At 34.7% G+C, this 12,339-nt stretch carries 9 protein-coding genes, 7 tRNA genes and 1 other RNA gene; 16 read left to right on the forward strand and 1 reads right to left on the reverse strand.

What is annotated here, in order from left to right; genetic code table 11:
* Window positions 1-114 precede the first annotated feature (114 nt).
* Window positions 115-1,248, forward strand: a complete 1,134-nt coding sequence (locus J7E44_RS08175) for a restriction endonuclease (protein WP_214827734.1) — start codon at window positions 115-117, stop codon at window positions 1,246-1,248.
* Between the two features lie 239 nt (window positions 1,249-1,487).
* Here the strand turns inward: J7E44_RS08175 and ssrA are convergent.
* Window positions 1,488-1,890: a transfer-messenger RNA gene (ssrA, locus tag J7E44_RS08180) on the reverse strand.
* Between the two features lie 244 nt (window positions 1,891-2,134).
* On the opposite strand from ssrA, the gene rpsU reads away from it, so the two are divergent.
* The 15 genes from rpsU (at window position 2,135) to J7E44_RS08255 (ending at window position 12,301) form a co-directional block, all read left to right on the forward strand.
* Window positions 2,135-2,332, forward strand: coding sequence for a 30S ribosomal protein S21 (rpsU, locus tag J7E44_RS08185; protein ID WP_045501128.1), 198 nt, complete (start codon window positions 2,135-2,137; stop codon window positions 2,330-2,332).
* Between the two features lie 84 nt (window positions 2,333-2,416).
* Complete coding sequence (locus tag J7E44_RS08190; protein ID WP_214829204.1) at window positions 2,417-3,304, forward strand: tyrosine-type recombinase/integrase; 888 nt, start codon at window positions 2,417-2,419, stop codon at window positions 3,302-3,304.
* Window positions 3,301-3,591: an HPF/RaiA family ribosome-associated protein gene (locus tag J7E44_RS08195; RefSeq protein WP_214827737.1), complete on the forward strand. Its 291-nt coding sequence runs from the start codon at window positions 3,301-3,303 to the stop codon at window positions 3,589-3,591. Before J7E44_RS08190 ends, J7E44_RS08195 begins: the two co-directional genes overlap by 4 nt.
* Window positions 3,592-3,699: 108 nt before the next feature.
* Window positions 3,700-3,773 (forward strand) — tRNA-Thr (locus J7E44_RS08200).
* A gap of 16 nt (window positions 3,774-3,789) precedes the next feature.
* Window positions 3,790-3,870, forward strand: a tRNA-Tyr gene (locus tag J7E44_RS08205).
* A gap of 87 nt (window positions 3,871-3,957) precedes the next feature.
* Window positions 3,958-4,030: transfer RNA gene (locus J7E44_RS08210), tRNA-Gly, on the forward strand.
* A gap of 88 nt (window positions 4,031-4,118) precedes the next feature.
* Window positions 4,119-4,192, forward strand: a tRNA-Thr gene (locus J7E44_RS08215).
* 20 nt (window positions 4,193-4,212) lie between these two features.
* Window positions 4,213-4,293 (forward strand) — tRNA-Tyr (locus J7E44_RS08220).
* A gap of 87 nt (window positions 4,294-4,380) precedes the next feature.
* Window positions 4,381-4,453, forward strand: a tRNA-Gly gene (locus J7E44_RS08225).
* 40 nt (window positions 4,454-4,493) lie between these two features.
* A tRNA-Thr gene (locus J7E44_RS08230) sits at window positions 4,494-4,565 on the forward strand.
* Between the two features lie 135 nt (window positions 4,566-4,700).
* Window positions 4,701-5,381 (forward strand): response regulator transcription factor, encoded by a 681-nt coding sequence (locus J7E44_RS08235; RefSeq protein ID WP_214827740.1) that lies wholly within the window; start codon window positions 4,701-4,703, stop codon window positions 5,379-5,381.
* Entirely contained in the window at window positions 5,382-6,746 is a 1,365-nt protein-coding gene (locus J7E44_RS08240; protein ID WP_214827742.1) for an ATP-binding protein, read from the forward strand. It abuts the gene before it with no gap.
* A gap of 77 nt (window positions 6,747-6,823) precedes the next feature.
* Window positions 6,824-8,065, forward strand: a complete 1,242-nt coding sequence (locus J7E44_RS08245; RefSeq protein ID WP_214827745.1) for a TolC family protein — start codon at window positions 6,824-6,826, stop codon at window positions 8,063-8,065.
* Between the two features lie 4 nt (window positions 8,066-8,069).
* The gene (locus tag J7E44_RS08250) at window positions 8,070-9,152 is read left to right on the forward strand and encodes an efflux RND transporter periplasmic adaptor subunit (RefSeq protein ID WP_214827747.1); all 1,083 of its coding nucleotides are present in this window, start codon (window positions 8,070-8,072) and stop codon (window positions 9,150-9,152) included.
* Between the two features lie 50 nt (window positions 9,153-9,202).
* Entirely contained in the window at window positions 9,203-12,301 is a 3,099-nt protein-coding gene (locus J7E44_RS08255) for an efflux RND transporter permease subunit (protein ID WP_214827749.1), read from the forward strand.
* Window positions 12,302-12,339 lie beyond the last annotated feature (38 nt).

Genomic DNA, 12,339 nt, shown 5'->3' on the forward strand with positions numbered 1-12,339 from the left:
AACTACAAATTTCAACGATATTTGTTCGATTCAGCTTTTGTGCAAAATTGAAGATTTGTGCTTTTGCCCCACCATCGCAAAGCCCCGAAACGTTATGTGCAATTTTATTCCAATATGGTTACAAGGACAATTAATCCAATACATTTTGAAGATTTAGAACCACATCGATTTGAGGATCTAATTCGGCAATTAATGTATGATTTTAAAGATTGGAAATCAATCGAAGCAACTGGTAAACTTGGTTCCGATGATGGTATCGATATATTAGCAATAGAAAATAATTTTGAGGAAGCAGATAATTATGATGATGATAATTATGATGATAAATTTATACTTAAGGAAAGAGTCTGGATAATTCAATGTAAGCGTGAGAAAGCTATTTCCCCAAAAAAAGTTGAAAGTATAATTGAAAATGATATAATAAAGCAAGCATTACCTCCGTATGGTTATATCTTAGCAGCCTCAACTAATTTTTCAAAAAAAGCACGTGATACTTTTAAGTACAAACTAAATGAACTTGGAATAAAAGAGTTTTACATATTTGGGAAATCAGAAATAGAAGACTTACTTTTTCTACCAAAATATGACCATTTATTATTCGCGTATTTTGGTATTTCTTTACAGAAAAAAAGAAGTTCTATTAAGTCAAATTTATCTTCCCAATTAGCCACTAAAAGGAAACTGATAAAACATATTTCAGATTTGTCAAGTATTAAACATAAAATTATTTTTATTCGCCCTGCTAATGTTTTAAACTACCCAAAATTGAATGGAGAAAAACCATTATGGAGATATTACGAAGCATATGAATATATGCCATTTAATTGTATCTCTGTAATTGCTATAAAACATTATGCTTTTATAAATTGGGAAACTGAGGAATGGGATTATATTGATATTTATGACAGTGCATTTTTACGCTATCCAGAAATTTTTGATTTTAATTATGAGAAAGATGAAAATCAATTAAATCATAATAAAGCTTGGGAAATTTGGAACAAATTGGAAGATAAAAACAAAGGCTTTTATATAGAATTAAAATCAATTCATTTTGACAGAATATTACAAGTAGACGAAATTGGAGATCGATATAATAGTAATACTCCTCATTTAATTGTTGATTACATAAATGATTCGCCGTTCGAAAATAGAACGGTTTGCATTCTTGAGTCATTCAATAACACTCAAAACAAAGTCATTGAAGCTGATTTTAGTAAAAAATTAAATTTATATAAAAACTGCACATAACATAGGTTTTGCAAAATGCGGGGTTTAGCGGTTGATTTCAAGAAGGTTCACGGTCTTATTTTTTTTGAAAAAAACCCACGCCGTTGTATATACTTCTAAAGTATTTAGTAAGATAATATCAGCAACGTATAAAACGATATTACGCAAACAGTGCGAATAATATTGAATTGAAAATTAATGGCACCTAAAATAGCACCTTGAAATAGAAAACCCTGTAAATAAGCGACTTACAGGGTTTTAAGTGGAGTTGGAGGGATTCGAACCCTCGTCCAAACAAGCAATACATAAGATTTCTACATGCTTATTCTACTATTGGTTTTCGACTGGAGGCAGAGAGCAGACACCCAACTTCCAGCTTATCTTCTGAGGTTTTCGAGTTTTAGCCAAAGTATCTAAAACCTTATTTTTGCATTCCTATATCTCAGGATCAAACGCCGCAAAACAGAGCATTTGTGAGATATCTTGCTTCCCTACTGAAATCTTCGGGAAAGCGCTTGAATCTACTAAACTTCGATATTAAGCTGCAAGAGCGAACTCTTCGTTGCCAGTTAAAATTTTGTAGCAAGGGATTTAAGAGATCGCGCTACGGTTCTCTGCATGCTTACTTACCCATTGGTCTTGCTGTCGAAACCAGTCAACCCCATGTTAAAGTGAATGCAAAAGTAAGGATTTTTGTTCAAATATGAACGGTTTTTTAACGAAGCCTTTAATTGATCTCTGTTTGGGAGGTTTTAAAGCAATGTTCCAATTTACTGTTTTTAAGAAAATCAAGGTGTGAGTGGTGTTACAATTGGTTTTCGTATAAAAAATGTAAAATAATTTGAGAGTAATTTTGCACATTAAGAAAAAAAGTCCTAGTTTTGCAATCCAAAATGAGATGTAATATATGTTAATAATTCCAGTAAAAGATGGTGAATCCATCGACAGAGCATTAAAAAAATATAAAAGAAAATTTGATAAAACGGGTACAGTTCGTCAATTGAGATCTAGACAAGCGTTTATCAAGCCTTCTGTAACTTTGAGACAATCTAAGTTAAAAGCTGCTTACAAGCAAAGAGCACTTAGCAAAGAAGAGCAGGCTTAAGAAATTTTTCTTAAACAAATACTAAATTCACTTCTTAAATACTTATATTTGAGGAGTGAATTTTTTATGTTCACTCCAGACGTGATGCTGAATAAGTATTTAGAATATTTAGAGTTCGAAAAGAGGTATTCACCTCATACTATTACAAGTTATAGAAAAGATCTTGAAGATTTTTCTTATTTCTTCCTTGAAACAGAATCTTCTGAAGATATTTCCAAAGCTGATAAAAAAGTAATCCGGAATTTTATTGTTGCGTTAAGCGAAAATAATATCTCCAAGAGAAGTATCAACAGAAAACTTTCTTCACTTCGCAGCTTTTATCTTTTTCTTTTAAAGATTGGTGAAATTACAGTTTCACCCACAGAAAGTATTTCTTCACTTAAATTTTACGCCGAAAAACAGATTCCCATTTCTCAGGAAGAAATGCAAGTGCTTGATAATGCATTTTTTGAAGATGGGCATGATGTTTTAGACCATTGTGTCATAGAGGTTTTATATCAGACGGGTATTCGTAAAGCGGAGCTTTGTGGCTTGATATTTGAGAATGTAAACCTAGATGGAAATGAGTTGAAAATTATAGGTAAAGGGAATAAAGAAAGATATGTTCCCATAGCTGAAGATTTAACACATTTACTTCGAAGTTATTTAGAATTAAGAAAACCTGATGAAGAATATAAATCCTATTTTTTCGTCAATAAGAAGGGTAAAAAACTGTCGGAAAAGTTTGTCTATGTAGTCGTAAATAAGTACCTTAGTCTTATAACTTCAAAGCAAAAAAGAAGTCCTCACATTCTGAGACATAGCTTTGCTACACACGTTTTAGATAATGGGGCAGAGATTTCTAAAGTAAAAAAAATATTAGGTCATTCCAGTCTTGCGAGTACGCAGGTCTATACAAATGCTAATATTGAACAATTGAAAAAAGTGTTTAATCAGGCTCATCCAAGAGCGTCTAAAAAAGAAGAATTATGAAGATCACAGTACAATCAATTGGTTTAACTCCACACGAACCATTAGAATCACACATCGAAAAAAAAGTAAGCAAACTTGAAACCTTTTATGACAAAATTCATGAATGTAAAATATTCCTGAAAGTTGAAAATAATTCGGATAAATCGAATAAAACGACCGAGATTATTTTGGCCGTACCAGGAGACGATATCGTAGTAAAAAAGACAAGTGTAAGTTTTGAAGAGAGTTTGGATCTATGTGTTGATACTGCTAAGAAGCTATTAATCAAGAAAAAAGAAACCGCATAGAAAAAACTTTTAAAAAAGTTAACGAAAAATTTGAGAATTCAAAAAATCCGTTCTATATTTGCACTCGCAAAAAGGGAACAGTGATCTTTTGAATTCTTTTTAAAATATGCCTCCATAGCTCAGCTGGCCAGAGCACGTGATTTGTAATCTCGGGGTCGTGGGTTCGAATCCCTCTGGAGGCTCATTTAATATAAACTAGGGAAGATTCCAGAGTGGCTAAATGGGACTGACTGTAACTCAGTTGCTTCGGCTTCGCAGGTTCGAATCCTGCTCTTCCCACTGTTTATATTGAAAATAAAACTTGCAAGTTTAAAAGCTTTTTTATAGATTTGCACAGCGTTTACCAATAGTTTTGGAAACAAAATTGCGGAAGTAGCTCAGTTGGTAGAGCGTCAGCCTTCCAAGCTGAATGTCGCGGGTTCGACCCCCGTCTTCCGCTCAGTAAAATCACACCATAAGGCGTGATTTTTTTTAAACCTGATACAGCTTAAGATAGAGTCTTCGAAAAGCTTCAGAAAGTTTAAATTGCCTCCATAGCTCAGTTGGCCAGAGCACGTGATTTGTAATCTCGGGGTCGTGGGTTCGAATCCCTCTGGAGGCTCAATTTAATATAAAACATGAGGGAAGATTCCAGAGTGGCTAAATGGGACTGACTGTAACTCAGTTGCTTCGGCTTCGCAGGTTCGAATCCTGCTCTTCCCACATTTTATATTAGAAAAAAGACTTGCAAATTTAAAAGCTTTTTTATAGATTTGCACAGCGTTTACCAATAGTTTTGGAAACAAAATTGCGGAAGTAGCTCAGTTGGTAGAGCGTCAGCCTTCCAAGCTGAATGTCGCGGGTTCGACCCCCGTCTTCCGCTCAAAGAAAATCACGCTTTTAGTGTGATTTTTTTGCTTAATGCCGACTTAGCTCAGCGGTAGAGTGCTTCCTTGGTAAGGAAGAGGTCACGGGTTCAAGTCCCGTAGTTGGCTCTCGTAATAATCCCGGATTCTTTCGGGATTTTTTTTTGGAAATAAATTAAATTCAAAGAAACATATAAATCATCTGCTGATGATTTTAATCAACAATCATAAAAATTTTCGTTAAATTCGTATAAATATTTTTTGATGAATATACTTTTATTAGAAGACGATCTTATTCTCTCAGCTGAACTTTGTAAATTTTTGGAATCAAATCATTTTACCTGTGATAAAATTTATGACGGTGAGACTTTCCTTCGCCAGATAAAAAACAATTCTTACGATTTATATCTTCTTGATATTAATGTTCCCAAGATAAACGGGTTGGATGTCTGCCAGACGATTCGTTCTTTTGATAAAAATACCCCCATTATCATTATTTCGGCGTACGGAGATCTTTCTGATAAAAAAGATGCCTTCACAAGACTTGCGGATGATTATCTTGTAAAGCCTTTTCAGTTTGAAGAATTGCTTTTACGTGTAAATTCTCTGTTGAGAAGAAAAATGCCTGTAGATACTTCAGATCAGGAAATTGTACGGATTGATGATCTTATCATTAATAAAACAGAGCAAAAAGTTTTCAGGGCCGGAAATGAAATTACCCTTACTTTGAAAGAATTTCAATTATTGGCCTATCTGGCCGAAGCTCAGGGAAGGACGGTTTCCAAGCAACAGATCACAGAACATGTTTGGGAGCATAATTTTAATACCAATACGAATACCGTAGAGGTATACATCAATTTTTTAAGAAAGAAAATAGATAAAGACTTTAAAGTTAAACTTATTCATACCCGATCGGGATTTGGATATTACTTAAGCCCACTATAAATGTCGTTAAAAAGGAAGATCGCTTTAAATTTAAGTATTGCCTTCTCATTACTTTTCGGTATTGTGATGGTTATAATATACATGTCTTTTAATGATTTTAGAAGAGATGAATTTAAAGAGAGATTCAGACAGAGGTTAGAATTTACATCTCATTTTATCTCAGAATCTAAAGATTTCGAAAGGGAAGCACCCATTTTTTTTAATGAAAATTCGGATAATATCCTTCTTAATGAAAAGATCCTGATCTTTAATGCAGAAAAGGAGTTGATCTACAGTACCATAAAAGATCGGAATGTCACCTGGGACGCCGCTTTATTAAAGGAGCTGGATCAGAAAAAAATGATCTATACAGAAAAGACAGTTCCTGAGATATATGCAGCATTAAAAAACATCCGTGGAGAAAATTACTATATTCTCACCAGCGCTTTTGACAGCAATGGGAAATCAAAGTTGAACTATTTAAAATATCTACTTATCACTGCCTATGTGATGAGTACACTTTTGATTGGTCTTTTCAGTTACTATTTTATGGGACAGTTTCTTCGTCCATTAGAAGAATTGAATCAAGAAATATCCGAAGTTACAGCCCACAAACTGACTACACAAATTCCCGTACAAGAATCTCAAGACGAGATTAGCATTCTGGCACAGTCATTCAATACGATGATTGTAAGGCTAAATGACGTATTTCAATCTCAAAAAGATTTCACAGCGAGCGCCTCGCACGAAATAAGAACCCCCATCACAAGGATGGCATTCCAGTTGGAGAATCTGATTAAATTTGAAAAACATTCTCCTGAGACACTATCTTCATTAAAACAGATTCAGAAAGATGTATATCAGTTGTCTGATCTGACCAATTCCTTGCTGCTTCTTACCAAATTTGACAAAGAGAATATTCAGAGTTTGTATGAGGAAGTACGAATTGATGAAGTTATATTCAGTTCCTTTGAAACCGTAGAAAAAAGTTATCCGGATCTGAAAATGGATTTTTTAATTTCTGAAGAAACTTCAGAACAAGCACTATTAACCATTAAAGGAATACAATCATTGCTAGATATCGTGTTTATCAACCTGTTCAAAAATGCAGCGGTATATTCAGATAATACTGAAGTGGATGTTCTTATTACAGAAACTACTTCAAAACTGATTGTGGATGTTATTTCTCATGGAAATACTATTTCAGAGGATGAGCAGTCAAAACTATTTGAGGCATTTATGCGGGGACACAATTCCCAGCATATTTCCGGCTCCGGATTAGGACTTCGTATTGTAAAAAGAATTTTAGAATACCACGGAGCTGATATCATTTATTCTTCACCATTAGAAAACGTAAACAAGTTTAGTGTTACCTTCAAAAACTAAAATTTAATTTTTTTTTAAGCCTCATTTAAGTTCGTTTTAATCGTGTCTTAGCACTTTTGTATCATAAAATTGAAAGAATGAACAAAATTGCAGGACTGTTTGTTGTCATTTCCTCATTCATGACAGCACAACAGAAAATGTCACTCCTGGATTGTGAAAATGCTTTCCAGACGAATAATCTTCAACTTCTCGCCCAACAGTATAATATCAATATGGCGGATGCTGATATTTTACAGGCCAAGATCTGGGAACTGCCGCAACTAAGTGGACAAATCAATGCTTATAATCCTGAAAAGAAAAAAGTATTTGATGTTGGAAACGCTAAAGGGGCACAGGTAACTCAGCTGATCTACATGGGTGGAAAGAAAAAGAATGAGATTGCTTTTGCGAAATCGAATAAGGAACTGGCACAATTTCAATTTTCTCAACTTTTAGTTGATCTTAAAACACAATTACACACCACTTACTACAATCTTTACTTTGAAAAATTAAAACTGGAAAACACCAACAAGCAGTTGGGATACATGAAAGAGCTTCTGAGTGCTTACAAAGTACAGTCCGCAAAAGGAAATGTATCACTTAAAGACGAGGTAAGATTACAAAGTATCGTTATTCAGCTGAACAATGATAAGGTAGAGATCAATAAAAATATTCTCACAGTAGAGCAAAATCTAAAAGTCCTAACAGGAATTACAGAAGATATAGAACCGCAGCTGTCGGATTCTGAGGCTAAGGAAATTCTTGCCACACAGCCTTTTGGTGATGAGGAGGAATTAAAGAAAAAGGCATTGGAAAATAATGCAGACTATCAATACAACATAAAATTGATTGATAATAGTAAATTATTTGCCCAATGGCAGAAGTCTTTAAATGTTCCGGACCTTAATGTAGGAGCAGGCTGGGATCAGAATGGAGGGACTTTCAAAAATGAAATTAATTTGATGGTAGGTATTCCGTTGCCTTTATGGAAAAGTAATCAGGGAAATGTTGAAAAAGCAAATTATGCTATTCAGCAGAATCAGAAAAATGCTGATTACCAAAAACTGGATCTTGAAACAAAAGTACAGGCTTCATACAGAACCTGGAAAAGCCAATATGATCAGTTAGCCGAAATAAAAGCGACAGATCTTAATAATCTTGATCTTGTATATAATGGGATGCTTAAAAATTTCAGAAGCGGAAATGTAAGTCTTATTGAATTTACTGACTTTATGGAAAGCTACAGACAAACGGCTCTTCAGATATATGACATGAAAAATGATATCATCCAATCGGCTGAACAGCTTAATCAATTAGTACAAACTAAAATCTTCTATTAAAAAAATGAAAAAATATATAATTGCTTTATTTGTGGCCATTGCATCATTATCTTGCTCTAAGAAGGAAGAAACGAAAGTTGTAGAACCAAAAGGATTTGAACTAAGCAATACAATGCTTAAATCCATCGCTTTAGCAAAAGTTGAAAAAAAATATATCGCAGACAATTATAATTTTTACGGAAAAATATCTGCAGATCAAAACAGCTATATAGATGTTTATCCTTTAGTAGGAGGAAATGTTTTGAGTGTAAATGTTGAACTTGGAGACCATGTAACAAAAGGTCAGGTTCTGGCGACCATCAGAAGTACGGAGCTTGCTGAAGTACAAAAGGATGTAAGCGATGCTAAAACAGATTTGGTAGTTGCTCAAAATAATGTTCGTGTTGCTAAAGAAATGTATGAAGGCAAACTGAATACAGAAAGAGATGTCCTTGAAGCTAAAAGTCAATTGCAAAAAGCACAGGACCAAATGCAGAGAGCAAGTGCGATAAGCACGGTTTATAATGTAAAGAGAGGAAATATTTATAGTGTCTTAGCTCCCATCAGTGGATTTATTGTTCAGAAGAATATCAATAAGGATATGCAGTTGAGAACAGATAGAAGTGACAATATTTTTGATGTTGCCAATACCACTAATGTTTGGGCTATTATGAACGTTAATGAATCTGACATTGATAAAATTAGTCTTGGAATGAAAGCTGAGGTTTCTACACTTTCTTATCCTGATAAAATATTCTACGGAAAGATTGATAAGATATTCAAAATTATTGATCCTCAAACCAATGCGATGCAAGCCAGAGTTGTTTTAGATAATGCAAACGGATTGCTGATCCCAGATAGTAAGGCTACCATAAAAGTTTCTACTTCAGAAAATAATATGGCATTAACTGTCCCTTCCAAAGCGGTAATTTTCGATGATAACAGAAGCTTTGTTGTTGTTTTTAAATCCAGAACTAATTTAAAAGTTAAAGAAGTCAAAGTTTTAAAACAGGTGGGAGATACCACTTATATATCTGATGGGTTAGTGGATGGAGAACAAGTCATTACTGAAAATCAATTGTTGATTTATCGTTCTCTTAACAACTAAATCAAAGTCTTTTTTTAAACGACTTTTCTAGGTCATCAATTTAAAATACTATGAATAAATTCATTAAAAATATAATTTCTTTTTCACTTAAAAATAAAGCATTTACCTTTATTTGGGTAGCAATATTGGCTGTTGCAGGGTTTATAAGTTTCAAAAATATGCCTATTGAAGCTTTTCCTGATGTTACCAATACCCAGATTGTAATTATTACCCAGTGGAACGGACGAAGCGCAGAAGAAGTAGAACGCTTTGTTACCACACCAATAGAATTAGCAATGAGTCCGGTTCAGAAAAAAACAAGTGTAAGAAGTACCACTATGTTTGGTCTTTCTATTGTTAAAATTCTGTTCGATGATGGGGTGGACGATACTTTTGCCAGAAATCAGGTGAATAACCAACTAAGAACTATAAGCCTTCCTGATGAGGTAGATCCCGAAGTACAACCACCCTACGGACCAACAGGTGAAATTTTCAGATATACTTTAGAGAGTAAAACGAAAGATTCACGGGAATTATTAACACTACAAAACTGGGTAGTAGACAGAGCATTGAGAGGAGTGCCGGGTGTAGCAGATATCAATGTCTTCGGAGGCCAGGATAAAGTTTTCGAACTGAGCATTGATCCGAGAGCTTTGGATAAATATAATCTGACACCACTTCAGGTGTATGATGCTGTTACAAAAAGTAATCTGAATGTAGGTGGAGATGTGATAGAGAAGAACGGTCAGGCTTATGTGGTAAGAGGTATTGGCTTGGTAAAATCTATCGGAGATATTGGAAATATTACCATTGAGAATGAAAGTGGAAATCCTGTATTGGTAAAAAATGTTGCCAATGTTCACGAGAGCTCTATGCCAAGAGTGGGGCAGGCGGGGCTAAACAACCATGAAGATACGGTGGAAGGGATTGTGGTAATGAGGAAAGGAGAGAATCCCCGCGAGGTATTGGTAGGTGTTAAAGCCAAGATCAAGGAGCTGAATGAAAAAATCCTTCCAAAGGATGTGAAAATGGTTACTTTTTATGATCGTGATAACCTGATGGATTTTACGACAGAAACCGTAATGCATAATTTACTTGAAGGCATTGTACTGGTAACTGTCATGGTTTTAATATTCATGGCAGACTGGAGAACGACATTAATAGTTTCTATTATTATTCCTTTATCCTTATTGTTTGCATTCCTATGTCTGAAGCTGGCGGGTATGAGTGCTAATTTGCTTTCATTGGGAGCTGTCGATTTCGGAATTATTATCGATGGAGCCGTCGTCATGGTGGAAGGTATCTTTGTTATGCTTGACCATAAAGCCAAAAAGTATGGAATGGAAAAATTCAATAAGCTTGCAAAAGGTGGGTGGATAAAACAAACCGGAACAGGTTTAGGAAAAGCAATATTCTTTTCTAAATTAATTATCATTACTTCTTTAATCCCAATTTTCTCATTCCAGAAAGTTGAAGGTAAAATGTTTTCACCTTTGGCTTTTACGCTAGGATTTGCTTTGATGGGGGCATTAATATTTACTTTGACATTAGTACCCGTTCTTTCTCATATTCTATTAAATAAAAATGTAAGAGAAAAGAATAATCCATTTGTAAATTTCTGGGATAGGATTGTTGAAAAAGGATTCAGCTATACTTTTAAAAATAAAAAATTAAGTTTAATTGTTTCTATTTCTTTCTTAGTCGCTACATTATTTTCGGGAAAATTCTTAGGAACTGAATTTTTACCCCAGCTTAATGAAGGGTCATTATGGATCACTGCAGAAATGCCGATGAGTTCTTCACTGAAAGAATCTTTAAAAACTGCAGATCTCCTAAAAAAAGACATTATGAGCTTTTCTGAAGTTACCGACGTATTGGCACAGACAGGACGTAGTAATGATGGAACAGATCCTAATGGATTTGGATTTGTACAGTTTGCCGTCAATCTGAAACCACGGGAAGATTGGAAGCGAAAGATTTCTTATGATGAACTGATCCAAGAGATCGATGGAAAGCTAAGAAATTATCAAGGAATTACTTTTAATTATTCGCAGCCAATTTCTGATAATGTTGCGGAAGCGGTAGCAGGATTTAAGGCTGAAAACGGAATCAAAATTTATGGGGATAACCTGCAGACTTTAGATCGTTTAGCAGCGGAGGTCTTAAAAGAAATAAAAAATGTGGATGGGGTTAAAGATCCCGGAATCATTAAAAATATTGGTCAGCCAGAGGTTAGTGTGGTGCTTGATAGAGATAAAATGGCAGCCTATGGAGTAATGCCGGCTGATGCACAGGCGGTTCTGGAAATGGCTTTTGGTGGTAAAACTGCCTCAGAAATGTTTGATGGTGAACGGAAATTTCCAATAAGACTTCGTTATTCTCAGGAATATAGAAAAGACGAAAATGATATTGCGGCATTGATGGTTCCCACTCAGGATGGGGCGAAAATACCTTTAAAAGAAATAAGCAATATTGTAAAAGATAATGGTGCCGCCTTTATTTATAGGGATGATATTAAACGTTACATCGGTGTGAAATTTTCAATACGTGATCGTGACTTGGGGGGAACAATTGCTGATGCTCAGAAAAAAGTTTCCAAGATTGAACTTCCCGATGGCTATTCAATTGGATGGACCGGTCAGTTTGAAAATCAACAAAGAGCATCACATCGATTGGCACAAGTAGTCCCGGTAAGTATTCTGATGATCTTCTTTTTATTGTTTATACTATTTGGAAATATAAAAGATTCTCTATTAGTTTTAGCGAACGTTCCATTCGCACTGATTGGAGGTATAATTGCTCTTCATGTTACGAGAATGAATTTTGGGATATCAGCAGGAGTAGGAATGATCGCACTTTTAGGAATCTGTATCCAAAATGGGGTAATTCTAATTACAGAGTTTCATCAGAATATTAAAAATGGATTAAACCTGGATGAGGCAATATTCACTGGGGTGAAATCCAGAACCAGACCGGTAATTATGACTGCCTTAATGGCCTCCATTGGTCTTTTGCCTGCTGCACTTTCTACAGGTATAGGTTCCGAATCTCAAAAGCCATTGGCAATTGTTATTATTGGGGGACTGATAACTGCGACAGTACTTACATTGCTTATTTTTCCAATTATTTTCTGGATTTTTAACAGAACGAAAAAATCGGAACATATATAGTTGATCGATTTTTAAAATAAAAAGATAAGTTCGGGATA

It is taken from the genome of Chryseobacterium sp. ISL-6, assembly GCF_018613715.1.
GTDB classification, from domain to species: domain Bacteria; phylum Bacteroidota; class Bacteroidia; order Flavobacteriales; family Weeksellaceae; genus Chryseobacterium; species Chryseobacterium paludis.

Coding starts and splice junctions, on each gene's coding strand:
- J7E44_RS08250 (WP_214827747.1), top strand. CDS start 8,070: ATGAAAAAATATATAATTGCTTTATTTGTGGCCATTGCATCATTATCT.
- J7E44_RS08175 (WP_214827734.1), top strand. CDS start 115: ATGGTTACAAGGACAATTAATCCAATACATTTTGAAGATTTAGAACCA.
- J7E44_RS08235 (WP_214827740.1), top strand. CDS start 4,701: ATGAATATACTTTTATTAGAAGACGATCTTATTCTCTCAGCTGAACTT.
- rpsU (WP_045501128.1), top strand. CDS start 2,135: ATGTTAATAATTCCAGTAAAAGATGGTGAATCCATCGACAGAGCATTA.
- J7E44_RS08195 (WP_214827737.1), top strand. CDS start 3,301: ATGAAGATCACAGTACAATCAATTGGTTTAACTCCACACGAACCATTA.
- J7E44_RS08190 (WP_214829204.1), top strand. CDS start 2,417: ATGCTGAATAAGTATTTAGAATATTTAGAGTTCGAAAAGAGGTATTCA.
- J7E44_RS08245 (WP_214827745.1), top strand. CDS start 6,824: ATGAACAAAATTGCAGGACTGTTTGTTGTCATTTCCTCATTCATGACA.
- J7E44_RS08240 (WP_214827742.1), top strand. CDS start 5,382: ATGTCGTTAAAAAGGAAGATCGCTTTAAATTTAAGTATTGCCTTCTCA.
- J7E44_RS08255 (WP_214827749.1), top strand. CDS start 9,203: ATGAATAAATTCATTAAAAATATAATTTCTTTTTCACTTAAAAATAAA.